At 71.2% G+C, this 24,800-nt stretch carries 26 protein-coding genes; 13 read left to right on the top strand and 13 right to left on the bottom strand.

The genetic code is table 11. The features are described 5' to 3' along the window. Nucleotides 1–2: 2 nt before the first annotated feature. Nucleotides 3–965: an alpha/beta fold hydrolase gene (locus tag ACFVT1_RS11545; protein ID WP_389794320.1), complete on the bottom strand. Its 963-nt coding sequence runs from the start codon at nucleotides 963–965 to the stop codon at nucleotides 3–5. Between the two features lie 109 nt (nucleotides 966–1,074). Between ACFVT1_RS11545 and ACFVT1_RS11540 the strand changes: the two genes are divergently transcribed. From ACFVT1_RS11540 to ACFVT1_RS11525, 4 genes are all read left to right on the top strand, one after another. Further along, the gene (locus ACFVT1_RS11540; RefSeq protein ID WP_389794319.1) at nucleotides 1,075–1,290 is read left to right on the top strand and encodes a hypothetical protein; all 216 of its coding nucleotides are present in this window, start codon (nucleotides 1,075–1,077) and stop codon (nucleotides 1,288–1,290) included. A gap of 168 nt (nucleotides 1,291–1,458) precedes the next feature. Continuing rightward, on the top strand, nucleotides 1,459–2,100 hold the full coding sequence (locus ACFVT1_RS11535) for a TetR/AcrR family transcriptional regulator (RefSeq protein ID WP_018105511.1): 642 nt from the start codon (nucleotides 1,459–1,461) through the stop codon (nucleotides 2,098–2,100). Between the two features lie 142 nt (nucleotides 2,101–2,242). Then, nucleotides 2,243–2,470, top strand: coding sequence for a DUF3107 domain-containing protein (locus ACFVT1_RS11530; protein WP_218105578.1), 228 nt, complete (start codon nucleotides 2,243–2,245; stop codon nucleotides 2,468–2,470). 318 nt (nucleotides 2,471–2,788) lie between these two features. Continuing rightward, the gene (locus ACFVT1_RS11525; protein WP_389794318.1) at nucleotides 2,789–3,058 is read left to right on the top strand and encodes a hypothetical protein; all 270 of its coding nucleotides are present in this window, start codon (nucleotides 2,789–2,791) and stop codon (nucleotides 3,056–3,058) included. A gap of 39 nt (nucleotides 3,059–3,097) precedes the next feature. On the opposite strand, the gene ACFVT1_RS11520 is transcribed toward ACFVT1_RS11525, so the two are convergent. After that, on the bottom strand, nucleotides 3,098–3,832 hold the full coding sequence (locus tag ACFVT1_RS11520; RefSeq protein ID WP_362200529.1) for a ferritin-like fold-containing protein: 735 nt from the start codon (nucleotides 3,830–3,832) through the stop codon (nucleotides 3,098–3,100). A gap of 460 nt (nucleotides 3,833–4,292) precedes the next feature. On the opposite strand from ACFVT1_RS11520, the gene ACFVT1_RS11515 reads away from it, so the two are divergent. Continuing rightward, the gene (locus tag ACFVT1_RS11515) at nucleotides 4,293–6,170 is read left to right on the top strand and encodes a DEAD/DEAH box helicase (protein WP_389794317.1); all 1,878 of its coding nucleotides are present in this window, start codon (nucleotides 4,293–4,295) and stop codon (nucleotides 6,168–6,170) included. Nucleotides 6,171–6,341: 171 nt separating this feature from the next. Next, the gene (locus tag ACFVT1_RS11510; protein WP_389794316.1) at nucleotides 6,342–7,190 is read left to right on the top strand and encodes an alpha/beta fold hydrolase; all 849 of its coding nucleotides are present in this window, start codon (nucleotides 6,342–6,344) and stop codon (nucleotides 7,188–7,190) included. Nucleotides 7,191–7,223: 33 nt separating this feature from the next. Here the strand turns inward: ACFVT1_RS11510 and ACFVT1_RS11505 are convergent, their stop codons facing one another. Then, on the bottom strand, nucleotides 7,224–8,111 hold the full coding sequence (locus ACFVT1_RS11505) for an NYN domain-containing protein (protein WP_389794315.1): 888 nt from the start codon (nucleotides 8,109–8,111) through the stop codon (nucleotides 7,224–7,226). Nucleotides 8,112–8,340: 229 nt separating this feature from the next. Here ACFVT1_RS11505 and ACFVT1_RS11500 point away from each other — a divergent pair, with 229 nt between their 5' ends. Next, on the top strand, nucleotides 8,341–8,493 hold the full coding sequence (locus ACFVT1_RS11500; RefSeq protein ID WP_177328023.1) for a hypothetical protein: 153 nt from the start codon (nucleotides 8,341–8,343) through the stop codon (nucleotides 8,491–8,493). A 77-nt stretch (nucleotides 8,494–8,570) separates the two neighbouring features. Here ACFVT1_RS11500 and ACFVT1_RS11495 read toward each other — a convergent pair whose 3' ends face one another. The 3 genes from ACFVT1_RS11495 to ACFVT1_RS11485 all read right to left on the bottom strand — a co-directional run bounded on the left by ACFVT1_RS11495 (nucleotide 8,571) and on the right by ACFVT1_RS11485 (nucleotide 11,061). Continuing rightward, complete coding sequence (locus ACFVT1_RS11495; protein WP_389794313.1) at nucleotides 8,571–9,176, bottom strand: MarC family protein; 606 nt, start codon at nucleotides 9,174–9,176, stop codon at nucleotides 8,571–8,573. 190 nt (nucleotides 9,177–9,366) lie between these two features. Next, the gene (locus ACFVT1_RS11490) at nucleotides 9,367–10,233 is read right to left on the bottom strand and encodes a PHP domain-containing protein (protein WP_389794312.1); all 867 of its coding nucleotides are present in this window, start codon (nucleotides 10,231–10,233) and stop codon (nucleotides 9,367–9,369) included. Nucleotides 10,234–10,422: 189 nt separating this feature from the next. Continuing rightward, nucleotides 10,423–11,061 (bottom strand): DUF6758 family protein, encoded by a 639-nt coding sequence (locus tag ACFVT1_RS11485; RefSeq protein ID WP_362200510.1) that lies wholly within the window; start codon nucleotides 11,059–11,061, stop codon nucleotides 10,423–10,425. 156 nt (nucleotides 11,062–11,217) lie between these two features. Here ACFVT1_RS11485 and ACFVT1_RS11480 point away from each other — a divergent pair, with 156 nt between their 5' ends. After that, nucleotides 11,218–12,450, top strand: a complete 1,233-nt coding sequence (locus ACFVT1_RS11480; RefSeq protein WP_389794311.1) for an MFS transporter — start codon at nucleotides 11,218–11,220, stop codon at nucleotides 12,448–12,450. A 152-nt stretch (nucleotides 12,451–12,602) separates the two neighbouring features. On the opposite strand, the gene ACFVT1_RS11475 is transcribed toward ACFVT1_RS11480, so the two are convergent. Then, complete coding sequence (locus ACFVT1_RS11475; protein WP_389794310.1) at nucleotides 12,603–13,238, bottom strand: suppressor of fused domain protein; 636 nt, start codon at nucleotides 13,236–13,238, stop codon at nucleotides 12,603–12,605. 407 nt (nucleotides 13,239–13,645) lie between these two features. On the opposite strand from ACFVT1_RS11475, the gene ACFVT1_RS11470 reads away from it, so the two are divergent. Both ACFVT1_RS11470 and ACFVT1_RS11465 read left to right on the top strand, forming a co-directional pair. Then, the gene (locus ACFVT1_RS11470) at nucleotides 13,646–14,761 is read left to right on the top strand and encodes a magnesium and cobalt transport protein CorA (protein ID WP_389794309.1); all 1,116 of its coding nucleotides are present in this window, start codon (nucleotides 13,646–13,648) and stop codon (nucleotides 14,759–14,761) included. Nucleotides 14,762–14,773: 12 nt separating this feature from the next. Continuing rightward, on the top strand, nucleotides 14,774–15,295 hold the full coding sequence (locus ACFVT1_RS11465; protein WP_389794307.1) for a hypothetical protein: 522 nt from the start codon (nucleotides 14,774–14,776) through the stop codon (nucleotides 15,293–15,295). Between the two features lie 115 nt (nucleotides 15,296–15,410). On the opposite strand, the gene ACFVT1_RS11460 is transcribed toward ACFVT1_RS11465, so the two are convergent. After that, entirely contained in the window at nucleotides 15,411–16,178 is a 768-nt protein-coding gene (locus tag ACFVT1_RS11460; RefSeq protein ID WP_389794306.1) for a hypothetical protein, read from the bottom strand. Nucleotides 16,179–16,382: 204 nt separating this feature from the next. Between ACFVT1_RS11460 and ACFVT1_RS11455 the strand changes: the two genes are divergently transcribed. From ACFVT1_RS11455 to ACFVT1_RS11445, 3 genes are all read left to right on the top strand, one after another. Continuing rightward, on the top strand, nucleotides 16,383–17,660 hold the full coding sequence (locus ACFVT1_RS11455) for a magnesium transporter MgtE N-terminal domain-containing protein (protein ID WP_389794305.1): 1,278 nt from the start codon (nucleotides 16,383–16,385) through the stop codon (nucleotides 17,658–17,660). Further along, nucleotides 17,650–18,207 (top strand): DUF1003 domain-containing protein, encoded by a 558-nt coding sequence (locus ACFVT1_RS11450; RefSeq protein ID WP_389794304.1) that lies wholly within the window; start codon nucleotides 17,650–17,652, stop codon nucleotides 18,205–18,207. Before ACFVT1_RS11455 ends, ACFVT1_RS11450 begins: the two co-directional genes overlap by 11 nt. Nucleotides 18,208–18,304: 97 nt before the next feature. Then, nucleotides 18,305–19,438, top strand: a complete 1,134-nt coding sequence (locus ACFVT1_RS11445) for an Mrp/NBP35 family ATP-binding protein (RefSeq protein WP_389794303.1) — start codon at nucleotides 18,305–18,307, stop codon at nucleotides 19,436–19,438. 113 nt (nucleotides 19,439–19,551) lie between these two features. Here ACFVT1_RS11445 and ACFVT1_RS11440 read toward each other — a convergent pair whose 3' ends face one another. The 5 genes from ACFVT1_RS11440 to sigE all read right to left on the bottom strand — a co-directional run bounded on the left by ACFVT1_RS11440 (nucleotide 19,552) and on the right by sigE (nucleotide 24,630). After that, nucleotides 19,552–20,211, bottom strand: coding sequence for a hypothetical protein (locus ACFVT1_RS11440; RefSeq protein ID WP_389794302.1), 660 nt, complete (start codon nucleotides 20,209–20,211; stop codon nucleotides 19,552–19,554). 119 nt (nucleotides 20,212–20,330) lie between these two features. Next, nucleotides 20,331–20,825 (bottom strand): sec-independent translocase, encoded by a 495-nt coding sequence (locus tag ACFVT1_RS11435; RefSeq protein ID WP_389794301.1) that lies wholly within the window; start codon nucleotides 20,823–20,825, stop codon nucleotides 20,331–20,333. A gap of 99 nt (nucleotides 20,826–20,924) precedes the next feature. Then, on the bottom strand, nucleotides 20,925–22,703 hold the full coding sequence (locus ACFVT1_RS11430; RefSeq protein WP_389794300.1) for a S1C family serine protease: 1,779 nt from the start codon (nucleotides 22,701–22,703) through the stop codon (nucleotides 20,925–20,927). Between the two features lie 110 nt (nucleotides 22,704–22,813). Further along, the gene (locus ACFVT1_RS11425) at nucleotides 22,814–23,872 is read right to left on the bottom strand and encodes a zf-HC2 domain-containing protein (protein ID WP_389794299.1); all 1,059 of its coding nucleotides are present in this window, start codon (nucleotides 23,870–23,872) and stop codon (nucleotides 22,814–22,816) included. Then, on the bottom strand, nucleotides 23,869–24,630 hold the full coding sequence (gene sigE / locus ACFVT1_RS11420) for an RNA polymerase sigma factor SigE (protein ID WP_389794298.1): 762 nt from the start codon (nucleotides 24,628–24,630) through the stop codon (nucleotides 23,869–23,871). Before sigE ends, ACFVT1_RS11425 begins: the two co-directional genes overlap by 4 nt. Nucleotides 24,631–24,800 lie beyond the last annotated feature (170 nt).

Genomic DNA, 24,800 nt, shown 5'->3' with positions numbered 1-24,800 from the left:
GATCAGCTCCCGCCGCGTTCGTCGAGCAACTCCCGGAACGCCTGGGCGACCGCCTCCGGGTACTCCATCATCGCCACGTGCCCCGCGTCGGGCAGCGTCAGCAGCCGCGAGTCGCGGAACGCCGCGGACGCCCTGCGTGCCATCCGATACGAGACGAGCTGGTCCCGTCCGCCGTACACGAGCTGGGTCGGTGCGAGCACCCGCTCGGCCTGACGCCACAGTCCGTGCTGCCCGCCGAGCGTGTACGCGTCGACGATGCCACGTGCCGAGCGGGCCATCGCGTCCCAGAAGTACGGAAGGTGCAGTCGGCGCTCCATTTCGGCCACCGCCTCGCGGAAGCCGGATTCGGAGACGCGTGCCGGATCGCCGTAACAGAGTGCCATGACGCCGCGGGTGCGCTCCTCCGCGGTCCAGTCCCTGGTCATCCGGGCGAACAGCGTGGTGACGCCGGGGAGGGCGAGCAGTCCGGTCGGCGCGGCCGACCACTGCACCCGTAGCTCGGGAAGCGCCGGCGAGACGAGGGTGAGGGTGCGCACCAGGTCGGGGCGGACCGCGGCGACCCGGGTGGCCACCGCGCCGCCGAGCGAATTGCCGAACAGGTGGACGGGCCCGCGCTCCGCCGCGTCGAGGAAGCGGATCACGGCGCGGGCGTGCCCGGTGACCGAGTAGTTGCCGTCGTCCGGCGGCGGCGAGTCACCGAAACCGGGCAGGTCGACCGCCTCGCCGTCCACCACGTCCTGGAGCAGCGGCATCAGCGCCGACCAGTTCTGCGAGGAGCCGCCGAGCCCGTGTACGTAGAGCGCGGGCGGCAGCCCGGTGCGCTCCGGCGGCCGGGATCGGACGGTCAGCGTCAGACCGGGCAGCGCGACGGAGCGCAACTCCTCCCCCTCCGCGACCCTGACGGCGCTCACCGTGGGGGCCACTGCGGCGGCGGCGCGGACTCCCGGCAGCTCGGTCGAAGACATGCGGCAATGTTACGAGACGATCACACCGCGATTCATGTGTTCGCGGTCACAGACCGCATGGCGCCTCGAAGGGCTAGCTCCTAGGCTCGGAGCAAGGAAGGGAGTCACCATGACGGTCGACCCCAGCGACCCCGAGACCTTCGAGGACATCCAGCCGGACGAACCGGACGAGGAGACGCCTCGGGCGGACGCCGCCGAGCAGCGGACCGATCTCCAGCAGCAGCACGACGAACCGCTCACGGACATCGACGGCGACCGTGCCAATGTGGCGGATGCGGCGGAGCAGGCCCGTGTTGTCACACAGGACGAGGACGATTATCGCTAATACGCCCCGCTTTGCCCCATCGGTCGGCGAACCTGTGGCTACCGCAGCCGCCCGGTCCGTGAAATTCTGCGTCCGCGCCGCGCGCACCCGGGTTACCCAAAAGTACGATGGCGGTACGGCGCAGCGTGCACGGAAAGGCTGTGTCCGATCACAAATTTGGGAGGCGGCGTGACAGCCATCGAGCAGACCGAGGCGGCGCGCCCGCGAGGCACTCGACTGCCTCGCCGCGCCCGACGCAACCAGCTGCTGGGCGCCGCGCAGGAAGTATTCGTGGCACAGGGGTACCACTCCGCCGCGATGGACGACATCGCAGAACGGGCCGGGGTCAGCAAGCCGGTCCTCTACCAGCACTTCCCGGGCAAGCTGGAGCTCTATCTGGCCCTGCTCGACCAGCACTGCGAGTCGCTGCTCCAGGCGGTCCGTACGGCGCTGGCGTCGACGACCGACAACAAGCTGCGCGTCGCCGCGACGATGGACGCGTACTTCGCGTACGTCGAGGACGAGGGCGGCGCCTTCCGGCTGGTCTTCGAGTCGGACCTGACCAACGAACCCGCGGTGCGCGAGCGCGTCGACCGGGTCTCGTTGCAGTGCGCGGAGGCGATCTCCGACGTCATCGCCGGTGACACGGGGCTGTCCAAGGACGAGTCCATGCTGCTCGCGGTCGGTCTCGGCGGGGTCTCCCAGGTCGTCGCCCGCTACTGGCTCTCCAGCCGGTCCGCCATCCCGCGCGACACGGCGGTGCAGCTGCTCACCTCCCTGGCCTGGCGGGGCATCGCGGGCTTCCCGCTGCACGGCATCGATCAGCACTGACGGCGGCGGCCGGGCGCGGCCGCCGCCGGTGTTCGCTGCGGGCGTTGCCCACCGACCGCTGACGGCTCCCCTCAGCGGGCTAATGTGTGCTGCGTACGGCGCGGCTCACCGCGCAGGGACTGACCGTCGGAGGGACATAGCCGTGGAGGTCAAGATCGGGGTGCAGCACACGCCCCGGGAGATCGTTCTGGAGAGCGGGCTTTCCGCCGAAGAGGTCGAGAGCACGGTCGCCGAGGCTCTCACCGGTAAGGCGCAGCTGCTCAGCCTCACGGACGAGAAGGGCCGCAAGGTCCTGGTGCCGGCCGACCGGATCGCATACGTGGAGATCGGCGAGCCCAGCACACGGCGCGTGGGCTTCGGCGCGCTGTAGGCGACACGCTCGACGCAGTGGTCGTGTCGGCGGCCCGGTGGGGGATCCCCCCACCGGGCCGCTTTCCGTTCCGGGGCCCCGGGCCGCCGGGCCACCGACCGACGGCCCGGCCACTGCGCCCGGCCGCTGTTCTCGTCGGCCGCTCGCGCCAGCCGTCTTCGCCGGTCGCTCCCCGTCGGCCGTCTTCGCCGGGCCCGTCTGCGTCGGCCGGGCGATTCCTGTGCGAACCCTCTCCGAGGAGGGTTGCGTTCCGCACCCCTCGGGTAGGACCGCTAACGACCGATTTACCCGCCCCGCAAACTCGCGAGGTGATCATCTGTGATCTTGGAACCTCTCGGCTCCGTCCTGCTCGGACTCGCCCTGGCCTGGGTGGCGCTCCGCTCGCTGGCGCACCGGCTCCCGTCCCGCCGTGCCGTCTTGACCACCGGCGCTCTGGGAGCCCTGTTCGGCGCGCTTCTCATGCACTCGGTGCTGGGCCCGGGCCATGTCGTGGCCACGCTGATCGGCGCCGCACTGATCGGGGCCGTGACGCTCTCGCTGCTGGTCCGCCCCCGCAGCCGCCCGCTGAGCCGCTCAGCGGCGGCCTGAGGGCGTGTCCGGGGCCCGGCATGATCCAGACGAGAGACCCTAGGCCGCCAGCCCCAGCGCGGCCATCCGCTTGGTGTGCGCCTCGGTGATCCGCGAGAACATGCGTCCAACCTCCGCCAGGTCGAACCCGTCCGCCACACCGCCCACGAGCATCGTCGACAGCGCGTCGCGGTCGGCCACCACGCGCTGCGCCTGCGAGAGCGCCTCGCCCATCAGCCGCCGCGCCCACAGCGCGAGCCGGCCGCCGACCCTCGGGTCGGCCTCGATCGCGGCCCGCACCTTCTCCACGGCGAAGTTGCCGTGCCCGGTGTCGTCGAGCACGGCGAGGACGAGGGAGCGGGTGTCCGAGTCGAGCCGGGCGGCGACCTCGCGGTAGAAGTCACTGGCGATCGAGTCGCCGACGTACGCCTTGACCAGGCCCTCCAGCCAGTCCGACGGCGCGGTCTGGCGGTGGAAGTCGTCGAGCGCCTTGGCGAACGGCTCCATCGCGCCCGTCGGCTCCACCTCGATCGCGCTCAGCCGGTCGGTCAGCCGCTCGAAGTGATGGAATTCGGCGGAGGCCATCTTTGCCAGCTCCGCCTTGTCGGCCAGCGTCGGCGCGAGTTTGGCGTCCTCGGCGAGCCGCTCGAAGGCCGCCAGCTCCCCGTACGCGAGTGCTCCCAGCAGGTCCACGACCGCTGCCCGGTACTGCGGCTCCACGGATGCGGTGGCCCAGTCCTGGGCGGCGATTCCGGTGAGCACGGGTGCTTCATTGGCGTTGTCAGGCGTCTCCATGAAGCGCAGAATAGCCCGCCCGGAGGGGTACGGAAGGGCCTGGTCAGCCAGTGACATCACACCGTTCCGACGAATTCGCCCAACACACATGCGCGAATCCGGGGTACAGTGGTATTGCGCCTAGTGAGTATTTTGGATGTTCCTGCGGCGTGAAGCTAGTGAAATCGAATGAGGATGCCCGGTCGGTGGCCCGATCGGCTCCGACCCGACAGCCCTCCACGCGGGGCGTACGACACGTACGACCGCAGATGAGGGGCCCCCTCAGCGGCACGAGCGCTCGAGCGACGGCAGTGGTCCCGCGCCACCCGGCCCATCCACGGCCGGATGACCAACCCCGGCACGGTACGACCCCCAGCGTTCGCCTCGGACCGCGTCTCACAGAAGAGGCAGCACCCTGACTACGTTCCGAGAACTCGGGATTCTTCCCGAGACGGCCGAGGCCCTTGAGGCCGTCGGCATTGTGTCCCCGTTCCCCATCCAGGAGATGACGCTCCCCGTCGCGCTCTCCGGTTCCGACGTCATCGGACAGGCCAAGACCGGCACCGGCAAGACCCTCGGTTTCGGTCTGCCGCTGCTGGAGCGCGTCACCGTCCCCGCGGACGTCGAGGCGGGCCGGGCCGGGCCCGAGAAGCTGACCGAGGCGCCTCAGGCGCTGGTCGTCGTCCCCACCCGTGAGCTCTGCCAGCAGGTCACCAACGACCTGCTGACCGCCGGCAAGGTGCGCAACGTCCGCGTTCTCGCGATCTACGGCGGCCGCGCGTACGAGCCGCAGGTCGAGGCCCTGAAGAAGGGCGTCGATGTGATCGTCGGCACCCCGGGCCGCCTGCTCGACCTGGCCGGACAGCGCAAGCTCGACCTCTCGCACGTGCGCGCGCTCGTGCTCGACGAGGCCGACGAGATGCTCGACCTGGGCTTCCTGCCCGATGTCGAGAAGATCATCACCATGCTGCCGCCGAAGCGCCAGACGATGCTGTTCTCGGCGACCATGCCGGGCGCCGTCATCGGCCTCGCGCGGCGCTACATGTCGCAGCCGACGCACATCCGCGCCACCTCGTCCGACGGTGAGGGCGCGACCGTAGCGAACATCTCGCAGCATGTCTTCCGGGCCCACTCGATGGACAAGCCCGAGATGGTCTCCCGCATCCTGCAGGCCAACGGCCGCGGACTCGCGATGATCTTCTGCCGTACGAAGCGCACGGCCGCGGACATCGCCGAGCAGCTGGAGAAGCGCGGTTTCGCGTCCGGCGCCGTCCACGGCGACCTCGGCCAGGGCGCACGCGAGCAGGCGCTGCGCGCCTTCCGCAACGGCAAGGTGGACGTGCTCGTCTGCACCGACGTCGCGGCTCGCGGTATCGATGTCGAGGGTGTGACCCACGTCATCAACTACCAGTCGCCGGAGGACGAGAAGACCTACCTCCACCGCATCGGCCGGACCGGCCGCGCCGGTGCCAAGGGCATCGCGATCACGCTGGTCGACTGGGACGACATCCCGCGCTGGCAGCTGATCAACAAGGCGCTCGACCTGAAGTTCCCCGACCCGGTCGAGACGTACTCCACCTCGCCGCACCTCTTCGAGGAGCTCGACATCCCGGCCGGCACCAAGGGTGTCCTGCCGCGCACCGAGCGGACCCGCGCGGGTCTGCGGGCCGAGGAGATCGAGGACCTCGGCGAGACGGGCGGCCGCGGCCGCAAGTCCGCCGCCGCGTCCTCGGCGCCCGCCGTCCGCGAGGAGCGTGCGCCACGTACGCCGCGCCAGCGCCGTCGTACACGGGGCGGCTCGGCCGTCTCGGCCGTCGAGGAGACCGCCGCGACGGTACCCGCGCCGTCCACCGAGGTGGCCGACGCCCCGTCGGAGCCGCGGACGCCGCGCCGCCGTCGCCGCACCCGCGTCGGCGCCCCGGATGTCGCGGCCGAGGCCGCGGTGAGCACGGTGGAGGCTCCGGCCGCCGCCGTGGCGACGAAGGCCGAGGCCGAGCCTGCGTCCGAGACCGAGCCTGTGTCCGAGGCCAAGCCGCGCCGCCGCCGCACCCGGGCCGCGGTCGTGAAGCCGGTGGTGGAGGAGGTCGACTTCCAGATCGCCCCCGTCGCCGAGCCGGTGGCCGAGGCCAGGACGGTGACGAAGCCGCGCCGCCGTACCCGCGTCGTCAAGCCGGTCGAGGACGAGGTCGACTTCCAGATCGCGCCGATCTCCGAGCCCACCCCGGAGACCAAGCCGCGCCGCCGCACCCGTGCGGCCGCCAAGCCGAAGACGGAGGCCGTGACCCCGGCCGCCGAGGGCGAGACGAAGCCGCGGAGGCGGCGCGCGCCGCGTGCGGCTGCCGCCAAGGCCGAGGGCTGAGCGACTGCTGTTCGATCCGGGGCACCGCCCCGGAAGGGCTTGAACGTGCCGGACGGGCTTGAGGGCAACCTCAAGCCCGTCCGGCGTTCGAGGACATGCCCCCGCGCCCGTCGGGCGTGACGAGGACACACCCTTCTGCCCGTCCGGCGCGACGCGGCATAACCTCGTCCCATGAGTCGGCCGCACACCTTCACCCCGCCCCCCTGCGCCCACGCCCGCCAGCTCCGCACCGCGCGCGGGGACTTCGCCGTACTGGACGCCTCGCCGAGCACCGCGCCGCGCGGTACCGCCCTCCTGCTGCCCGGGTACACGGGCAGCAAGGAGGACTTCATCGCGCTCCTCGAACCACTCTGCGCCGCCGGGTACCGGACCGTCGCCGTGGACGGTCGCGGGCAGTACGAGACCGAAGGAACGGACCGTCAGGAGACTTACGCACAGGCCGAGTTGGCCCGTGACGTACTTGCGCAGGCCGCCGCCCTCGGCGCCCCCGGCGAGGGCACCGTACACCTGGTCGGGCACTCGCTCGGCGGGCAGATCGCCCGCGCCGCCGTACTGCTCGACGCCTCGCCGTTCCGTTCGCTGACCCTCATGTCGTCCGGGCCCGCGCAGGTCGCGCAGGCCCAGCAGCTCAAGGTGAAGATGCTCAGCGACGCGCTCACCACGCTGACCATGGCCGAGGTGTGGGAGGCGATGCGCGCCTTCGACCCGCCCGAGGACACGTCGACCGACGGCGAGGCCCTGCGCCGGCGCTGGCTGCGCCACCGGCCCGCCCAGCTGATCGCCACCGGTCGCCGGCTGGCGACCGAGCCGGACCGGGTGGCCGAACTCGCCGCCGCACCCCTGCCCGTCCATGTGCTCTCCGGCGAGCGGGACGACACCTGGCCGGTGCCGCTGCTCGACGAGATGGCACAGCGGCTGGGCGCGCGCCGCACCCGGATCACGGGGGCCGAGCACTCCCCCAACACGGACCGCCCCGAGGAGACGGCGGCCGCACTCGTGTCCTTCTGGAACAGCCTGTAGCCGGGGGGCGCGAGCGGGCCCGGTCGAGCGGGCTCAGTACTGCGACTGCAGGTGCTGCCAGAAGCCGTCGCGCAGGGCCCGCCGCAGGTGCGCGTGACCGCGCAGCGAGTGCTGCAACAGGCGTTCGGCCTCGACCAGCAGGTCCTGGTCGACCGAGCCCGGCAGGTACGGGTGTCCGGGCAGCAGGTCGGCGAGGGATTCCCGGCCCCGGGCGGCCAGCCAGGCCGCGGCGATCTGCGCGCCGACGAAGCGGACGTCTTCGCGCGAGGGCGCGGGGACGTCTTCCTCATAGGTGGTGACGGGGCGTCTGGTGACGTACGGACGGCAGAATTCCAGGTCGAAGGTGCGCTGGCTGTCGACCTCCCAGAGCAGCGGTTCGGCCTGATTGCGCCCCTCCCCCGCCTCGATGCCCCACAGGTGCACCCGGGCCCCGTACCCCTGCGCCGCCTCGACCGCGGACACCAGGTCCTCGTCGCCGCCGACCAGTGCCGCGTCGCTGATGGCGCGGTGCCGGGCGAGCGATTCGAGGTCGGTGCGGATGAGGGAGTCGACGCCCTTCTGCTGGTTGTTGGCGTTGAGGTTGCCGAGTCTGACCTTGACGTCGGGGAGTTCGGCGATGGACTGCTGCTCGACGGTGTGGATGCGTCGCCTGGCTCCGTCGTACCAGTACACGCGCAGCAGCCGGCTGTCCGCGAAGATCGAGCGGGCCTTGTCGATGAACGCCTCGATCAGCCCTTCCGCGTCGAGGTCGAAGGAACGGCGGTCCTCGGTGCCGGTGACGAGCAGTCCGGCCGCCGCGTACACATAGCCCGCGTCCACGAAGATCGCGTGGGTCGAGGGGGTCTTCGACACCTCGGCGAGCACGCGCTGGAGCAGTTCATTGGTGCGGTCCAGGCGCTCGTGGATCCCTGCCTCGTTCATTCGGGCCTCGTCGTGGGCCTCGTCGTGGGCCTCGTCGGCGCATGCTCGGTGGACTGCTGATACTTAGACATCCAAAAAATTTCCTTAGCGTAGGGAATGTTTGCAGTGGGCAAGCCGTTGAACCCCTTGTGGAGCGCGGGACAGCGGTGTCGGGCGCTCTCATCCTTGTGGACGGGTCACCGTCCTCCCAGTAGTTCTCCAGCAGGAGGATCGGACGAAGGGAAGCCTCATGCGCTTCGAGATCATGCGACTCGACGATGTCGACGGTACCGCCGTGGACAGCACCGTCGTGGACGCCGCCTCCGTCAACCGGATCGTGCAGCAGGCCGCAGCCATAGGCCAGCGCATCTATATCCGCCCGGCCGAAACCTCGGCTTCGTAACGCACGACGACGCACAAAGACGAAGCGCCCCCGCACGGAAGATCCGTACGGGGGCGCTGTGGTGTCCGCGGGCGCCGTCAGGAGTTCTGGACGACCTGGGTGACCCCGTTGATGATCTGCTGCACGGCGATGGCGGAGAGCATCATTCCGGCGAGCCTGGTCACCAGCACCACTCCGCCGTCCTTGATGACCCGGATGATCAGCAGCGAGTAGCGCATGGTCAGCCAGAGCACGATGTGCATGGCGATGATCGCCGACCAGACCGAGATCTGGCTTCCCACGCTGTCGGCGTGCTGCACGGCCAGGATCACCGACACGATCGCGCCGGGCCCGGCGAGGAGCGGCATGCCGAGCGGCACGAGCGCCACGTTGACGTCCTTCGTCTGCGTCGGCTCGTCGGTCTTGCCGGTGAGCAGATCGAGCGCGATCAGCAGCAGGAGGAGTCCGCCCGCGATCATCAGGGCGGGTACGGAGACGTGCAGATAGTCGAGGATCTGCTGGCCGAGCACGCCGAAGACGGCGATCACGCCGAAGGCGACGGCCACGGCCTGCAGCGCCATCCTGCGCTGCATCTTGGCGGGGCGGCCCGCGGTGAGGGCCAGGAAGATCGGGGTGATCCCGGGTGGATCCATAATCACAAAAAGCGTGAGAAAAAGGGATCCGAAGACAGCGACGTCGAACACAGTGAGCCTTGCGAGAAGAGAGGGGTACGGCCTGAAGGAGCGCACCCCGGAGCCAGGACGGCGGCCTGGCGGCCGGGTGCGCGGAAGGGGGAACGCGAAGGAGGGCGAGTGACGAGTGGCGCGGCCGCCGGGCCGCGCGGGTCAGGGCCTCACGCCCCGGTCGTGACGGTGCGTCGTGACGCGTGCGCCGTTACGCGCGGCGGAGTCCGCCCGCGCCCGGCACCGGGAAGGCTCCCGTGGCGCGCCGGGTGATCTCGCCGTAGATCTCGGGGTCGGTGGTGTACGCGCCGAGCCCGACGGTCTTGTGGCTGCCGTGGTAGTCGCTGGACCCGGTCGTCAGCAGCCCCAGCTCCCGGGCGAGCCCGCGCAGCCTGGCCCTGGTCGGCTCGTCGTGGTCCATGTGATCGACCTCGATGCCGTCGAGGCCGGCTGCGGCGAGCCGTGCGATCGTCGACTCGGGCACCACCTCACCGCGCTTGACGGCGAGCGGGTGGGCGAAGACGGTGACGCCTCCGGCGGCCTTGACCAGCCGGATCGCGTCGAAGGGGTCGAGTTCGTGCTTCTCGGCGTACGCGCGTCCGCCGTTGGCGAGCCAGTCGGGCGTGAAGGCGTCGGAGACGGTCCCGACGACGCCGAGCTCGACCAGGGCGGTGGCGATGTGCGGCCGCCCGATCGATCCGTCCCCGGCGATCCTGGCGACCCGCTCCCACTCGATGGGGACGCCGAGCGCCTGGAGCTTGCCCACCATGGTCCGGGCGCGCGGCACCCGGTCGTCCCGGACCAGCTCGCGTTCGCGGGCCAGCTCGGGCTCGTCGGGGTTGAAGAGGTACGCCAGCATGTGCAGGCCCACACCGTCGATCCGGCAGGAGAGCTCGGCACCGGTGACGAGGGCGAGGCCCTCCGGAAGGGCGGCGATCGCCTCGGCGTGGCCGCGCACGGTGTCGTGATCCGTGAGGGCGACGACGTCGAGGCCCGCGGCGGCCGCGTTGCGCACCAGCTCGGCCGGGGTGTCCGTGCCGTCCGACGCGGTGGAGTGGGTGTGCAGGTCGATGCGCACGACGCGTACTCCAGTGCTCGGGGCGGGACAGGGTGACGTCCCAGGATAACCGGCATTCGGGCGATACCCGGCCGGGCCGGGAGGCGCTGCGGCGCCGGGCCGGGAGGCGCTGCGGCGCCGGGCCGGGAGGCGCTGCGGCGCCGGGCGGTCCCTGGCCGATCGGGCGGCCCCCGTTCCGCCGGACGGTCCCTAGTTGATCAGGCGCGGGGTGAGCGCCCCGCACGGCACGAGGTCCATCTCCCCCCCGGCCTCGCGCAGATCGGCGAGCACCAGCTCGTCGTACATCAGGAGTCCGGACTGCTCGGGCCAGACGATCGCCCAGAGCCAGAGTCCGCGCGCCTCGCCCGCGAAGACCGCCCGGTCCTCGGGAGCACCCTTGACGTGCCACAGCGGGGTGGGGCGTCCGGCGGCGAGCATCTTGACGTCCGGTGGGCCGTCGACGTCCAGATGCGGGCCGGGGTCGGGGCCGTCGATGCCCGCGTAGCGCGCCCCGAGTCCGACGCCGAGCTCCTCGGTGACGAGCAGCAGCTCGCCGATGCCGCCGACCGGACCGGGGCCGGAACAGGCGACGACGGTGGCGCGGCCGCCGCTGCGGTCGTCACCCGCGCTCGCCACACCGGTGAACAGCCAGCCCACCGGCAGCGGCCAGGGCATCCACACCGGCACCTCGGCCCTGCGCACCACCGCACTCAGCGCCTCGACGCTGGGCGGAATGGCCGGCTGCAGCGGTTGCACACTGCCGTGCACGGAGCACTGCCAGGTGTCGGCAAAGAGACCGGGCGCTCTGACCCGGCCTCCACACTTCGGGCAACTGGGTTCGCCCCTCATAGCGACCAACGGTCCTCCTCGACCGTCGCCGCGTCAAGGATGATCACCCGTCCGCAGCGTGGCCCCCACCTGCACATTTAGATGTAACTTGCATTCATTAGTTCCTCTAACTTATTCTGTGCATAACGCAACGATCTAGTGGAGAGCGAGAAGCCCATGCAAGGAGAGGATCCGTTCGATCAGGGAGCGGGCAGCATCCTGCGCCAGCCGAAGGCCGTCTGGGCCACAGCGGGCGCCTCTGTGGTCGCGTTCATGGGAATCGGCCTGGTGGACCCGATCCTGCCGTCCATCGCCAAGGGCCTGGCGGCGACGCCGAGCCAGGTGTCGCTGCTCTTCACCTCGTACTTCCTGATCACCGCCGTGGCGATGCTCGTCACCGGCTTCGTGTCCAGCCGGATCGGCGGCCGCAGGACGCTGCTGGCCGGCCTCGCGCTCGTGGTCGTCTTCGCCGCCCTCTCCGGCACCTCGTCCTCCGTCGCCGAACTCGTCGGCTTCCGGGCGGGCTGGGGTCTGGGCAACGCGCTCTTCGTATCGACCGCGCTCGCCGTGATCGTCGGTGCGGCGGCCGGCGGCAGCGCCGCGGCGATCCTGCTGTACGAGTCGGCGCTCGGCCTCGGCATGGCCTGCGGACCGCTGCTCGGCGCCCTGCTCGGCGACGCCAGCTGGCGCTACCCGTTCTTCGGCACGGCCGCGCTGATGGCGATCGGCTTCATCTGCATCACGGCGTTCCTGAAGGAACAGCCGAAGCCGGCCAGGAAGACCTCGCTGCTCGACCCGGTCAAGGCGCTCGGCCACGGCGGCCTGGCCTCCGTCGCCACCTCGGCCTTCTTCTACAACTACGCGTTCTTCACGATCCTGGCGTTCACACCGTTCGTGCTGAACATGACGCCGTACAAGTCGGGCGCGGTCTTCTTCGCCTGGGGCCTGCTGCTCGCGGTCTTCTCGGTGCTCGTCGCCCCGCGGCTGCAGAAGCGCTTCGGGTCGCTGAAGGTGCTCGGCGCCTCGCTGGTGCTGCTCGCCGCCGACCTCGTGATCCTGGGATACGGCAACCACACCACCGCCATCGTCTGCACGATCGTCTCCGGCGCCTTCATCGGCATGAACAACACCGTCTACACGGAACTGGCGCTCGGGGTGTCGGACGCGCCGCGCCCGGTGGCGAGCGCGGGCTACAACTTCGTCCGCTGGTTCGCCGCGGCCGCCGCCCCGTACCTCGCCCCGAAGATCGAGGAGTGGAGCAACATCCACATCCCGTTCGTGGTCGCGGCGATCGCGGCCGTGTTCGGTGCGGTCGTCGTCTGGATCCGGCGTGCGGCGCTGACCCACGAGGCGGAGGAGCTGGAGCCGAAGCACGCCACCGAGGACGGTGTCACGGTCTTCGCCAACTGACCGCTGCGCCGACCCCGTTCCGCCCCGCCCGCGGCTCCCCCTCCTGGCCGCCCGGCGGGGCTTCCCGCATGCCCGGCACGACGTACGCCCCAGCTCGCACGACGTACGCCGCAGTCCGCACGGCGTACGCCCCCGTCCCCATGACGTACGTCTCAGTCCAGGGGTACGGAGCCGCGCAGCGGATCACGCAGATCCGTCCCGTGCGACAGCCACCGCTCCTGGAGCTCCTGCGCGCCGCGGACCCGCTTCCACGCGGCCTCGTTGTGCGTCATCGGCAGCAACGGCAGGAACCGCACCGGGTCCCTGGGCCCGGCCGCCTCCCGGCCGCCGCCCCCCGCGGAGCCGCTGTGCGGCGCGGGTCCGTCCAGCTCCAGGTCCTCCACCAGCCCGCCCGGCTCGGCGACCAGTACGGAGCTGAACGGCGCCCCGGGCCACAGCGGCCCGCCCACGTCCAGCGAGGCGCCGGGAGCCACGACCAGGCCCTCGACCTGCGGCGAGGCCGCCAGCACGGCCAGCGGGCGCAGCACCTTGTCGGTGTCGGCGAGGCCGGCGCGCACGGAGAGGATCAGCTCGGCGCGCGGGCCCTTCACCGGGTCCGCGAGAACCGCGGTCGGGTCGGCCATCGGCTGTGCGGACATGCCGAGTGTGGCGTAGCGCACCACGTCGCCGTCGACGAAGCGAAGCACCTCGATGCGGTCCGTCCCGAGGAACGTCACCGCTGCGCGGGCATCCGGTTCACCGAGGGCCGTAAGCAGCCGGGCCTCGACCAGAGCAAGAATTTCTCCCATCCCGCGAGCATAGGACGCGTATGGAACGGGCAAAGTAAAGGATTGGCCCTCAGTCGGCTGATAGTCTTGGCCGCTGGTCGGGGCAGCACGCAGAAGCGTCGCTCTCAGCCCCGACGACACGTCATCCCCCACGGGGGACCGACCGGAGGAGGTGGGGCTGCCATGGATCGAAGTCGACCGTGCAGTACCAACCGCTCTTCCGCATCTCACCTCTCTCGGTGATCTGAAGCCTTCTCGGTCAAGGCCCAAGGCATTGCGCACGACGGAAGAGCACCCCCCTTTGCCTGTCTGTAGCGAACGCCGTCATCGCGCCGCCGCGGTGCCGCCCGCTTTGCGGACGTGAGCGCACGTCCCCATTCCGGGCTGTTCCACGCGCCCGACGACGGCCCTCCGTGAAGGAGCCAGCCATGTCGATGATCCGTGACCTGCGCGCCGCCGTGCGCCCGTCCCTGCGCAAGAGCAACGCCCTGCACAACACCTACGACACCACCCGTGACCCGTCCGCCTCCAGCGCGGTCGTCGACTGCGCGGTCTACCGCGACGGACGGCGCGTGGAGAGCGGCTCCTGCCGCACGCCGCACGAGGCGATGCTCCAGGTACGGGAGGAGGGCGGCTTCGCCTGGATCGGCCTGCACGAGCCGACCGAGGAGGAATTCGCCGGTATCGCCCGGGAGTTCGGCCTCCACCCGCTCGCCGTCGAGGACGCCGTCCACGCCCACCAGCGACCGAAGCTGGAGCGGTACGACGACACCCTGTTCACCGTCTTCAAGACCATCCACTACGTCGAGCACGCCGAACTCACCGCGACCAGCGAGGTCGTCGAGACCGGCGAGGTGATGTGCTTCACCGGCCGGGACTTCGTCATCACCGTGCGGCACGGCGGGCACGGCTCGCTGCGCGCGCTGCGGCACCGGCTGCAGGACGACCCCGAGCTGCTGGCCAAAGGGCCCTCCGCGGTCCTGCACTCCATCGCCGACCATGTGGTCGACGGCTACATCGCGGTGGCGGGCGCCGTCCAGGAAGACATCGACGAGGTGGAGATCGAGGTCTTCTCCACCCCCGCGAAGGGCAGCCCGCGCGGCTCGGACGCGGGCCGGATCTACCAGCTCAAGCGTGAGGTCCTGGAGTTCAAGCGGGCCGTCTCTCCGCTGCTGCGGCCGATGCAGCTGCTGAGCGAGCGGCCGATGCGGCTGATCGACCCCGACATCCAGAAGTACTTCCGTGACGTCGCCGACCACCTGGCGCGGGTGCACGAAGAGGTCATCGGCTTCGACGAACTGCTGAACTCGATCCTCCAGGCCAACCTGGCGCAGGCGACCGTCGCGCAGAACGAGGACATGCGCAAGATCACGTCCTGGGCGGCCATCGTCGCCGTGCCGACGATGATCTGCGGCGTCTACGGCATGAACTTCAAGCACATGCCCGAGCTGGACTGGAAGTACGGCTACCCGATGGTGCTGGGCGCCATCGGGGTGGTCTGCTTCTCCATCCACCGCACACTCAAGCGCAACGGCTGGCTCTAATAGAGTGCGGGCATGACTGCTGCTGCCGCTGACGTGCCGCCGGGCCGGGCTCTCGTCGAGGAGGCCACCAAGAAGTCGGGCCTCGTCTGGGTGCGGGGCGCCGGGCCCGCGCGGGCGCTGTGGCACGTATGGCACGAGGGTGCGGCGCATCTGGTCGGCGACGGCCCCGGTGAGCAGCCGTTCCCGGCCGGTCTCGCCGACGGCTCCACCGCCGAGGTGACCGTGCGCAGCAAGGACAAGGGCGGCCGGCTGATCGCCTGGACGGCCGCCGTGTCGGAGCTCGCGCCGCACTCCGAGGAGTGGGAGGCCGCGGTCGCCGAACTCAAGGGCAAGCGGCTGAACGCACCGGACGCCGAGCAGCTGACGGAGCGGTGGGCGCGCGAGTGCCGGGTGCTGCGGCTGACCCCCGGTGAATTCCGTACGGAGCTGCCGGACGGCTCGCTGGCGGCGGCGCCCCTGCCGACGACCGCGACCACCCGCCGGCCGGTGCCCGCCGGGCTGCCGCGACTGCTGAAGCGGGGCCGCAAGGGCTGACGGAGGCCGGGCCCGTCCGCCCCGATCCGCCGCGCGGGAGCGGGCCGCCGGGCAGCGTCCGGGGCCGCCTCCGGTCTTCGAGCGGCGTCCGGGCCGCGGCTCGCGCGGGCCGCTCTCAGGAGGACGTCTTGGGCAGCTGCTGTCCGTAGTCGACCGTGTCGCCCTTGGCCGGGGCCTCCAGGGGGAAGTCCTTGCCCCAGTCCGACAGGGTCACGATCCCGCCGCCGCCGCCGCGCGCGAAGCGCAGGGGATACGGCGTGCCCTCCAGCGAGACGTCGAGCGTGCCGCCCTCGCCCTTGCCGCCCGTGATCTGCACGGTCCGGGTCGCTCCGACCTTCTCCCGGCCGCCCTTGTTGAGGGTGCCGTGCAGGCTGAGCAAGCCGTCGAGCAGGGTCTTCTTGTCCGTGAAGCCGCGCAGCTGCTTGTACGTGGGGTCGCCCTCGGGCACCTTCACGTACTTGTCCTGGAGCTTGTCCGCGGCCGCCCCGCCCGCGTCGCTCTGTGCGCCGGACTTCTCGTCGTGGCTCCAGAATCCGGAGTCGGCCTTCAGATAGAGCTCGTCACCGATCCGCAGGAGCTCGAAGGTGCTGTTCTTCGAGACGACGGAGCCGGCGCCGCCCTTCTCCTTGAGCCGCATGTTGAGCTTGTACGTGCCGCCCTTGCTGACCAGTGTCCCGGCCAGGCGCACCGCGTCGGCGGATTCCGCGGCGGCCTGCGCCTTCTTCTCGATCTCCGCGGCGGCGAGCTTGCCGACGCCGTTGGTCCCCTGGTCCGGATCCTCGCCCCCGCACGCCGTGAGAGCGGCGGTCAGCCCCGCGCTGAGCACGACGGCGAGGGCGGTCCGGCGGCGACGGATCCGGACGGGCGGGGCGGAAGAGGTCACGGGCGCACTGCCTCTCATCTGCGGGGCGGGGGGTGGCAGACGGCAGCGTACCCGTGCCGTACACACCTTCCGGCAGGGAGCCGTACGGACGGGTCCACCGGGGCGGCCCGGAGCGGTACGGGCTAGCCTGATCCCGTCATAACGGTTAATTAACTGCCAAACGGACCGGACAGCGAAGTCGTACACGGAAGAAGGAGGCGCACCATGGCGGCAGGCGCCCCCCGGGTCTTCGTCTCCCACCTCGCCGGCGTCCCGGTCTTCGATCCCAACGGCGATCAGGTGGGCCGCCTACGCGACCTGGTCGCGATGCTGCGGGTCGGCGGCCGGCCGCCCCGGCTGCTCGGCCTGGTCGTCGAGGTGCTCAGCCGCCGCCGGATCTTCCTCCCGATGACCCGGGTCACGGGGATCGAGTCCGGCCAGGTCATCACCACCGGCGTGGTCAACATGCGGCGCTTCGAACAGCGGCCCACCGAACGCCTGGTGCTCGGCGAGTTCCTCGACCGGCGCGTCCGCCTCGTGGAGACCGGCGAGGAGGTCACCGTCCTCGATGTCGCCATCCAGCAGCTCCCGGCCCGCCGCGACTGGGAGATCGACAAGTACTTCGTACGCAAGGGCAAGGCCGGGGCGCTCCGGCGCAAGGGCGAGGCCCTGACGGTGGAGTGGTCGGCGGTCAGCGGGTTCTCGCTGGAGGAGGACGGGCAGGGCACCGAGTCCCTGGTCGCCACGTTTGAGCAGCTGCGCCCGACCGACGTGGCCAACGCGCTGCACCATCTGTCGCCGAAGCGGCGGGCCGAGGTCGCCGCCGCGCTCGACGACGACCGGCTCGCCGACGTCCTGGAGGAGCTTCCCGAGGACGACCAGGTGGAGATCATCGGCAAACTGGCGGAGGAGCGCGCCGCCGATGTCCTGGAGGCCATGGACCCGGACGACGCGGCCGACCTGCTGTCCGAGCTCCCCGAGGCGGACAAGGAGCGGCTGCTGACCCTGATGCGGCCGGACGAAGCAGCCGACGTGCGGCGCCTCATGGCGTACGAGGAACGGACCGCGGGCGGCCTGATGACCACCGAGCCGATCATTCTGCGGCCGGACGCGACGGTCGCCGACGCGCTCGCGCGGGTCCGGCAGGCCGACCTGTCCCCGGCGCTTGCCGCTCAGGTGTACGTGTGCCGCTCCCCCGACGAGACACCGACCGGCAAGTACCTGGGCACCGTGCACTTCCAGCGGCTGCTGCGCGATCCGCCGTACGCCCTGGTCAGCTCGATCGTCGACAGCGATCTCATCCCCCTCACACCGGACACTCCGTTGCCAGCCGTGACGAGCTATCTGGCCGCGTACAACCTGGTCTCGGCGCCGGTCGTGGACGAGAGCGGGTCGCTGCTCGGCGCGGTGACCGTCGACGACGTGCTCGACCACCTGCTGCCCGAGGACTGGCGGGAGACGGACTTCCACGGCGGCGGGGAGGAGGTCGCCCGTGGCCGGTGAGGACCGCGCGAAGGGGGCGCCGTCGGGTGCCTCGGGCATCGCGCGCCCGCCCCGTTCCCGGCTGGACCAGCCGAAGGCCCCGCGGCGCCGGCTGCTGCCCGATTACGACCCCGAGTCGTTCGGCCGGCTCTCCGAACGGATCGCCCGATTCCTGGGCACCTGGCGCTTCATCGCCTGGATGACGCTGGTCATCATCGTCTGGGTGGTGTGGAACGCCTTCGCGCCCGTGGAGTGGCGGTTCGACGGGTACCCGTTCATCTTCCTGACGCTGATTCTGTCGCTCCAGGCCTCGTACGCGGCCCCGCTGATCCTGCTGGCGCAGAACCGGCAGGCCGACCGCGACCGGGTCGCCTACGAGCAGGACCGCAAGCAGAGCGAGCGCTCCATCGCGGACACCGAGTACCTCACCCGGGAGATCGCGGCCCTGCGGATGGGCCTCGGCGAGGTCGCCACCCGCGACTGGATCCGCTCCGAACTGGAGGACCTCGTGAGGGACCTGGACGAGCGGCGCCTCCTGCACCCGGCCGAGAGCGACGAAGACCACTGACGGGGCTACTCGCGCGTAGCAACCAGCGCGGCACCCCCTCCCGCCGCCCACCACCACCCTTGCCAGGAGCGCCGCGCGCACCCGTACTATCGACAGTATGGCTACGGAAGACGCGGTGCTTGAGGCACTGGCGACAGTGAACGACCCGGAGATCCACCGTCCGATCACCGAGCTCGGCATGGTGAAGTCGGTCGAGATCGACGCTGACGGTGCAGTCGCTGTCACGGTCTTTCTCACCGTCTCCGGCTGCCCGATGCGCGAGACGATCACCAAGAACGTCACCGACGCGGTGGCAGAGGTCGAGGGCGTCACCCGCGTCGACGTGACGCTCGACGTGATGAGCGACGAACAGCGCAAGGAGCTCGCTTCCTCGCTGCGCGGCGGCACGGCGGAACGCGAGGTCCCGTTCGCAAAGCCGGGCTCGCTGACCCGGGTCTACGCGGTCGCGTCCGGCAAGGGCGGCGTCGGCAAGTCGTCGGTCACGGTGAACCTGGCGGCCGCGATGGCGGCCGACGGCCTCAAGGTCGGCGTCGTGGACGCGGACATCTACGGGCACAGCGTGCCCCGGATGCTCGGCGCCGACGGCAAGCCGACCCAGGTCGAGAACATGATCATGCCGCCGTCGGCGCACGGCGTGAAGGTCATCTCCATCGGCATGTTCACCCCGGGCAACGCCCCGGTGGTGTGGCGCGGGCCGATGCTGCACCGGGCGCTCCAGCAGTTCCTCGCCGATGTGTACTGGGGCGACCTGGACGTCCTGCTGCTCGACCTGCCGCCGGGCACCGGTGACATCGCGATCTCGGTGGCACAGCTCGTGCCGAACGCCGAGATCCTGGTCGTCACGACCCCGCAGCAGGCGGCGGCCGAGGTGGCCGAGCGGGCCGGCTCGATCGCCGTGCAGACCCACCAGAAGATCGTCGGTGTCGTCGAGAACATGTCGGGCCTGCCGTGCCCGCACTGCGACGAGATGGTCGATGTGTTCGGCACCGGGGGTGGCCGGAGGGTCGCCGAGGGCCTGACGAGGACCGTCGGCGCGGAGGTGCCGGTGCTCGGCTCCATCCCGATCGACGTACGGCTGCGCGAGGGCGGCGACGAGGGCAAGCCGGTCGTGCTCTCCGACCCCGACTCCCCGGCCGGCAAGGCGCTGCGCACCATCGCGGACAAGCTGGGGGGCCGTCAGCGCGGCCTGTCGGGCATGTCGCTGGGGATCACCCCGCGCAACAAGTTCTGAGGCGGCGGGGGCCGGCCCCGGTTCTCTCGCGGACGGGCCCCCTCGAACGCCGGACGGGCCTGGCAGACCAGGCCCGTCCGGCGTTCGAGGGGCGGCCGGTCACCCTTGCGCCGCTACGCGTACGTCGTGATGTCGCCGACCACCGAGAACCCCAGCCCGTACGCGCTCATCCCCCGCCCGTACGCCCCGATGTGCACCCCGCCGTGTGCCGAACCCGCCAGCACCCAGCCGAACTCGGACTCGCGGTAGTGGAACGGCACGGGGGCGCCGTCCACCGGAAGTGACAGCACCGACCACGCGGAGCCGTCCAGGTCGTCGGCGAGTTCGAACGCCGTCTCCGTCTGCTGGTCCAGCCAGTCGTCGCGCAGCGAATGGTCCAGCTGCGGAGGCCATGTGCAGGCGAGCAGTCCGGACCCGGCCAGCCAGGCCGCGGAGGAGACCGAGGTCGCGTCCAGCACCCCCGTACCGTCACCGCTGCCCCGCACGGGACTGCTGGCCACCGTCACGACGGCGGCGAATCGTTGTTTCTCGGCACCGGCGTCGGTCCGCATCGACGGTTCGTCACCGTGCCCGAGCGAACCGTGCTGCACCGTGCCGTCCGCGGCGGTGCCCACCTGCATCAGCCAACGGGGCCCGGTGAAGGCCTCGTCCAGCGCGTACCAGGGAAACGGAGCTGCCAGATATCCGTCGACAATACGCCGGGCCGCCGGCACCTCCTCCGTGCCGGCTGTGCCCGGCACGCCTTCCGCGCCCACCCGACTGGTCGTCTCCATCTGCGCGGCCCGCCTCCTCGATCCGTTGGGTCCGGAGCGGCCCGCCCCCCACGGGCGTCCTCACAACCGGACAGATGGAGAATAGCCATACCCTCCGGACGACCCGGGATTGACCACCGTCAGGTGGCGTCGGCGTCGAACGGGGGGTGGTCGTCCTTCGCGGGCTGTGCACGCTTCTTGAGCAGGTCCGGAGTACCGCCGGAACCGTTGGCCGCGGTGATCGCCGAGCCGCTCGACACGCCGCCGCGGGAGTCCGCGGACTCCACGGACTCCACGGCCGCGCTCTCCCGTCCGTTCACCGCGTCGGTGACCTCGGCCAGATCCTTGCGGAGGTCGAAGCTCTCGCGGATCTCCTTCAGCCCCAGATCGTCGTTGCCGTCCATGAGCTGCTTGCGGACGAACGTCTTGGGGTTGAGGTCCTCGAACTCGAAGTCCTTGAACTCCGGGCCGAGCTCCGTGCGGATGTCCTCCTTGGCGCTCTCCGAGAACTCACGGACCTTGCGGATGAAGCGCGAGGCGTCCTGGATGACCTTGGGCAGCTTGTCCGGGCCGAAGATCAGCACGCCCAGGATCGCGAGCGTCGCCAGCTCGAGTACGCCTATGTCATTGAACACCCTGTTGCTCCTCGTGTTCTCCGAGACCGTGTCGGTCGAGGTCCGGACCCGGCCCACGGTACCCGCCGAATCTGTCCGCGCGGTAGCGTCCCGCCGCCGTCACGTGCCGGTTGCCGAACCAAGGGTCAAAGAGATGGACAGGTCTTTACCACCTCGGGTCAGGCCGAGGTCCAAACGGTCGCCGGGCCGGTGCGCGCGGATCTTCACGATCAGCTCCTCGCCGCTGTGCACCCGCCGGCCGTCGACCTCGGTGATGACGTCCCCCGGCTTGATCCCGGCCTTGGCCCCGGGCCCGTCGGGTGTCACCGCGGGCTTGCCGGCCGACCCCTTCGCGCCGACCTTGGCGCCGTCCCCCGTGTACTTCATGTCCAATGTGACGCCGATCACCGGGTGAGTGGCCTTTCCGGTGTTGATCAGCTCCTCGGCGACCCGCTTGCCCTGGTTGATCGGGATGGCGAAGCCGAGTCCGATGGAACCGGACTGCCCTCCCTCGGCGCTCGAATCGCTGTCGGCGGCACGGATGGCGCTGTTGATGCCTATGACATGGGCATCGGTGTCGACGAGCGGACCACCGGAATTGCCCGGGTTGATCGGGGCATCGGTCTGCAGCGCGTCGACGTAGCTGACGTCGCTGCCGTCGCCCTTCTCGCCGCCCGCGGTGATCGGCCGGTCCTTGGCGCTGATGATGCCGGAGGTCACGGTGTTGGACAGGTCGAAGGGGGCCCCGATGGCCACCACGGGGTCGCCGACCTGCACGTTGTCGGAGTTGCCCAGCGGCAGCGGCTTGAGGCCGGAGACGCCTCTGACCTTGACCACGGCCAGGTCGTAGCCGCTGTCCTTGCCGACGACCTCGGCGCGCGCGGTCTCGCCGCCGCTGAACGTCACGGTGATCTCGCCACCGGACCCGGCCGGGGCGACGACATGGTTGTTGGTGAGGATGTGACCGGAGTTGTCGAGCACGAAGCCGGTACCGGTGCCGGATTCGGTCGTGCCGCTGACATGGAGGGTGACCACGCTGGGCAGTGCGCTGGCGGCGATTCCCGCGACGCTGTCGGGGGCGCGGCCGCCGCTGTTGTGGCCGGCCTGCGGAAGCTCGACCTGGGTGAGGCCGCCGTTGCGCTCGACGTAGGCGCCGATGCCGCCGCCGATGCCGCCCGCCACCAGGGCGAGCAGTACCGCGCCCACGAGGAGGGAGCCGCGGCGGTTCTTCTTGCGGCCGCCGTCGGCGCCGAGGGGCGGACCCGGGTTGGTCAGCGGCTGCCGGGGCGCGCCCCAGGGGTCGTACTGGAGCCACTGCGTCGGCTGGGCCTGCGGCTGCTCCGGCAGCGGGGGCGGGGGCGGGGGCGTGAAGCCGGGAGCGGCGGGGTGGGTCGGTGCGGCGGGGACGGGCGGTGCCGTGGGGTGGGTCGGTGCCGCGGGGAGGCCCGCGCCGTTCGTTCCGGCGTACTGCGCGGGGACGGGGGTGCCGTGCGCGGGGGTCGGGACCGGCCGCTGCACGGGGGGTGCGGGCGCCCAGGGGCCGGGGCCGCCGTAGGGCGGGGTGCTGTACTCGTCGGGCTGGTGCAGCGGCGCCATGGGCCGCGCGGCCGGTACGGGCGCCACGGGCTCGGGCGCGGGCGGCGACACCGGCTCGGGCGCCGGTGTCCCGGTCGGAGTGCCGGCCGGGTGTACGCCCGCCTCCGTCGCACCCGTCGCGTCCACCGCATCCGCGGCCGTCGCGTCCCTGGTGCCCATGACGGCCGTCGCATCCGCCGTACCGGCCGTGGGCGCCGTGTCCTCGGCGGGGGACGGCTCGTCCGGCGCTGTGCGGGTGGTGCGTCCCGGCTCGGGCCGGCTCCACCATTTCGCCTTCGGCCCGGTGGGCTTCCCGTCTTCCATGTTCTCCCCGCAACTGCCGCAACTGGCCTCTGCACGCCCCCTTGGGGGCGTCCCTCCCGGAACTGCTCCCGGAATTCAACCAGGTTTGCGAATACCTGCGCAGACCCCGGTCAGCGCCGGGAGGAAAGCGGCAGACCGCGATCGGCGGGGGTGGGGAGGGCCGAGGCCGACGGAGGCGTCCAGGACGGCGACACCGAGGGGGCCGGGGGCTGGGGGGCGAGCCGCCCGAGCACCCGCGCGAAGAGCGGGGTGGTACCGGTCGGGCGTATCAGAGGGGGCGCGGACACATTGGTCAGCCCCTGAACGGCGAAGGTGTTCCCCCCGAGCGTTCCGGACGCCAGGGTCCCGGACGCGAGGTTCCCGGAAGAGAAGTCTCCGGAGGAGAGCAGTGCGGGACCGGTGGAAACCACCGCCGGTGTGAAGTCCGGCCGGGGAAGCGGGGCGGCGTCGGCGGTCGAGCGGTCGCCCGCCTCGGTTCCGGACAGCGCGCCCTGGCCGCCACCACTGCGGCGGCTCACCGAGCTGCCGCCCTCGCTGCGGGAAGCGGCATCCAGCGGAGTCACCGTGTTGCCTGCGCCCGCCGCCCGTGCCGGGGCGTTGGGACCCGCGCCCGTGGGCAGGGCACCGCCCAGGGCGATGGCCGCCAGCGACACGGCGCTGGCCGCCGCGAAGGCGAATCTCCGGCCGCGCCACGGCGACCGGTCCGGCTCACGGCCCACCTCATGGATCCGGAAGCCCGAACGGGAGGACGACCCGCCCGGCAGAATCGCGGTCGAGCCGTGCGGAGCCGGGAAGAAGCCGAAGCCTCCCAGGGGTGAATTCCCCGGCGGATCGGTGCGGCTGCCGGACTGCTGGATCACGGGGAAGAACCCGTCCGCGAAGCGCCCGGAGCCGCCGAATGGTCTTTCCTGGCTGTCGTCGTCACCCCCCGGTCCCCCGGGAAGGCCCTGCAACCGGGCGAGGAACCCCTCGGACGGCGAAGGCGGGGCGGACTGCGCGAAGACGCTCTTCAGGCGTCGCTGGGCCGCGGCCTCGGCCTTGCACTTGGCGCAGGTCGCGAGATGGGCGAGGACCCGTTCGCGAGCGTCGTGTTTCAGCTCGCCGTCGACAAGCGCGGCGAGCCGGTCTCCCAGGTGCTGTTCCGCAGGGGTCGGGCCTGTGCCACTCACGCCGTTCCGCCCTCCCCTGCCAGGATCGCGCCCGCCAGCGAGCGCTGCTCGGCACGGGCCTCGGGCGAACGGTGCTTGAGCGCCTTGCGCAGGTGCGAGCGACCGCGGTGGATACGGCTGCGCACGGTGCCGAGCTTCACGCCCAGCGTCGCGGCGATCTCCTCGTACGAGAGGCCCTCGATGTCACAGAGCACGACGGCGGCGCGGAATTCCGGCGCGAGAGTGTCCAGCGCCTGCTGCACGTCCGCGTCGAAATGCGTGTCGTTGAAGGCCTGCTGCGGGGACGGCTCACGGCTCGGCAGCCGCTCGGCGGCGTCGTCGCCGAGGGAGTCGAAGCGGATCCGCTGCTTACGACGGACCATGTCCAGGAACAGGTTGGTCGTGATGCGGTGCAGCCAGCCCTCGAAGGTGCCCGGCGTATAGGTCGACAGCGACCGGAACACACGCACGAAGACCTCTTGGGTGAGGTCCTCCGCATCGTGCTGGTTGCCCGTCAGCCGGTAGGCGAGGCGGTACACACGGCCGCTGTGCGTGCTGACGATCTCTTCCCATGAGGGCGGCGTCCACGCCTGGGAGTCCGCGTCTGAGGCGAAGGTCGCGGTCGGTGCGGAGACGTTGGAAGAACGGTCAGCGAAGTTGGTCACGGATTTCGGCTCACCCGCCGACCTGAGAAAGCGCCGCAGCACTCCTCTCCGATCCACAGGCGCAGCCGCACCTCCCCTATCGGCTCTGGTGGTGTCCAGTGGAGCCCCTACCATAGCCACCTCGCCCGTTAGCTCCGGATAAGCCTTTTTCCTGCTGGGGCCGGGGATCACCCCGGGAACAGCCGGCCCATGGCTTCCGGACCCGATCCGCGGGCCGATTCCATGCGCTTTCCCCTGCCCTTGGATAACGCCCGGTCCCATCTGCGGGTTCCCGGGTGCAGCGG

Origin of the sequence: Streptomyces sp. NPDC057963, assembly GCF_042887155.1 — a bacterium.
In the GTDB taxonomy this organism is placed as follows: Bacteria; Actinomycetota; Actinomycetes; order Streptomycetales; family Streptomycetaceae; genus Streptomyces.
Note: the sequence above shows the minus strand (reverse complement) of the source record. Positions and strands in the feature narration are given on the sequence as shown.

Coding starts and splice junctions, on each gene's coding strand:
- ACFVT1_RS11470 (WP_389794309.1), top strand. CDS start 13,646: ATGTCGATGATCCGTGACCTGCGCGCCGCCGTGCGCCCGTCCCTGCGC.
- ACFVT1_RS11465 (WP_389794307.1), top strand. CDS start 14,774: ATGACTGCTGCTGCCGCTGACGTGCCGCCGGGCCGGGCTCTCGTCGAG.
- ACFVT1_RS11480 (WP_389794311.1), top strand. CDS start 11,218: ATGCAAGGAGAGGATCCGTTCGATCAGGGAGCGGGCAGCATCCTGCGC.
- ACFVT1_RS11440 (WP_389794302.1), bottom strand. CDS start 20,211: ATGGAGACGACCAGTCGGGTGGGCGCGGAAGGCGTGCCGGGCACAGCC.
- ACFVT1_RS11500 (WP_177328023.1), top strand. CDS start 8,341: ATGCGCTTCGAGATCATGCGACTCGACGATGTCGACGGTACCGCCGTG.
- ACFVT1_RS11510 (WP_389794316.1), top strand. CDS start 6,342: ATGAGTCGGCCGCACACCTTCACCCCGCCCCCCTGCGCCCACGCCCGC.
- ACFVT1_RS11540 (WP_389794319.1), top strand. CDS start 1,075: ATGACGGTCGACCCCAGCGACCCCGAGACCTTCGAGGACATCCAGCCG.
- ACFVT1_RS11505 (WP_389794315.1), bottom strand. CDS start 8,111: ATGAACGAGGCAGGGATCCACGAGCGCCTGGACCGCACCAATGAACTG.
- sigE (WP_389794298.1), bottom strand. CDS start 24,630: ATGGTAGGGGCTCCACTGGACACCACCAGAGCCGATAGGGGAGGTGCG.
- ACFVT1_RS11485 (WP_362200510.1), bottom strand. CDS start 11,061: ATGAGGGGCGAACCCAGTTGCCCGAAGTGTGGAGGCCGGGTCAGAGCG.
- ACFVT1_RS11520 (WP_362200529.1), bottom strand. CDS start 3,832: ATGGAGACGCCTGACAACGCCAATGAAGCACCCGTGCTCACCGGAATC.
- ACFVT1_RS11545 (WP_389794320.1), bottom strand. CDS start 965: ATGTCTTCGACCGAGCTGCCGGGAGTCCGCGCCGCCGCCGCAGTGGCC.
- ACFVT1_RS11430 (WP_389794300.1), bottom strand. CDS start 22,703: ATGGAAGACGGGAAGCCCACCGGGCCGAAGGCGAAATGGTGGAGCCGG.
- ACFVT1_RS11445 (WP_389794303.1), top strand. CDS start 18,305: ATGGCTACGGAAGACGCGGTGCTTGAGGCACTGGCGACAGTGAACGAC.
- ACFVT1_RS11475 (WP_389794310.1), bottom strand. CDS start 13,238: ATGGGAGAAATTCTTGCTCTGGTCGAGGCCCGGCTGCTTACGGCCCTC.
- ACFVT1_RS11455 (WP_389794305.1), top strand. CDS start 16,383: ATGGCGGCAGGCGCCCCCCGGGTCTTCGTCTCCCACCTCGCCGGCGTC.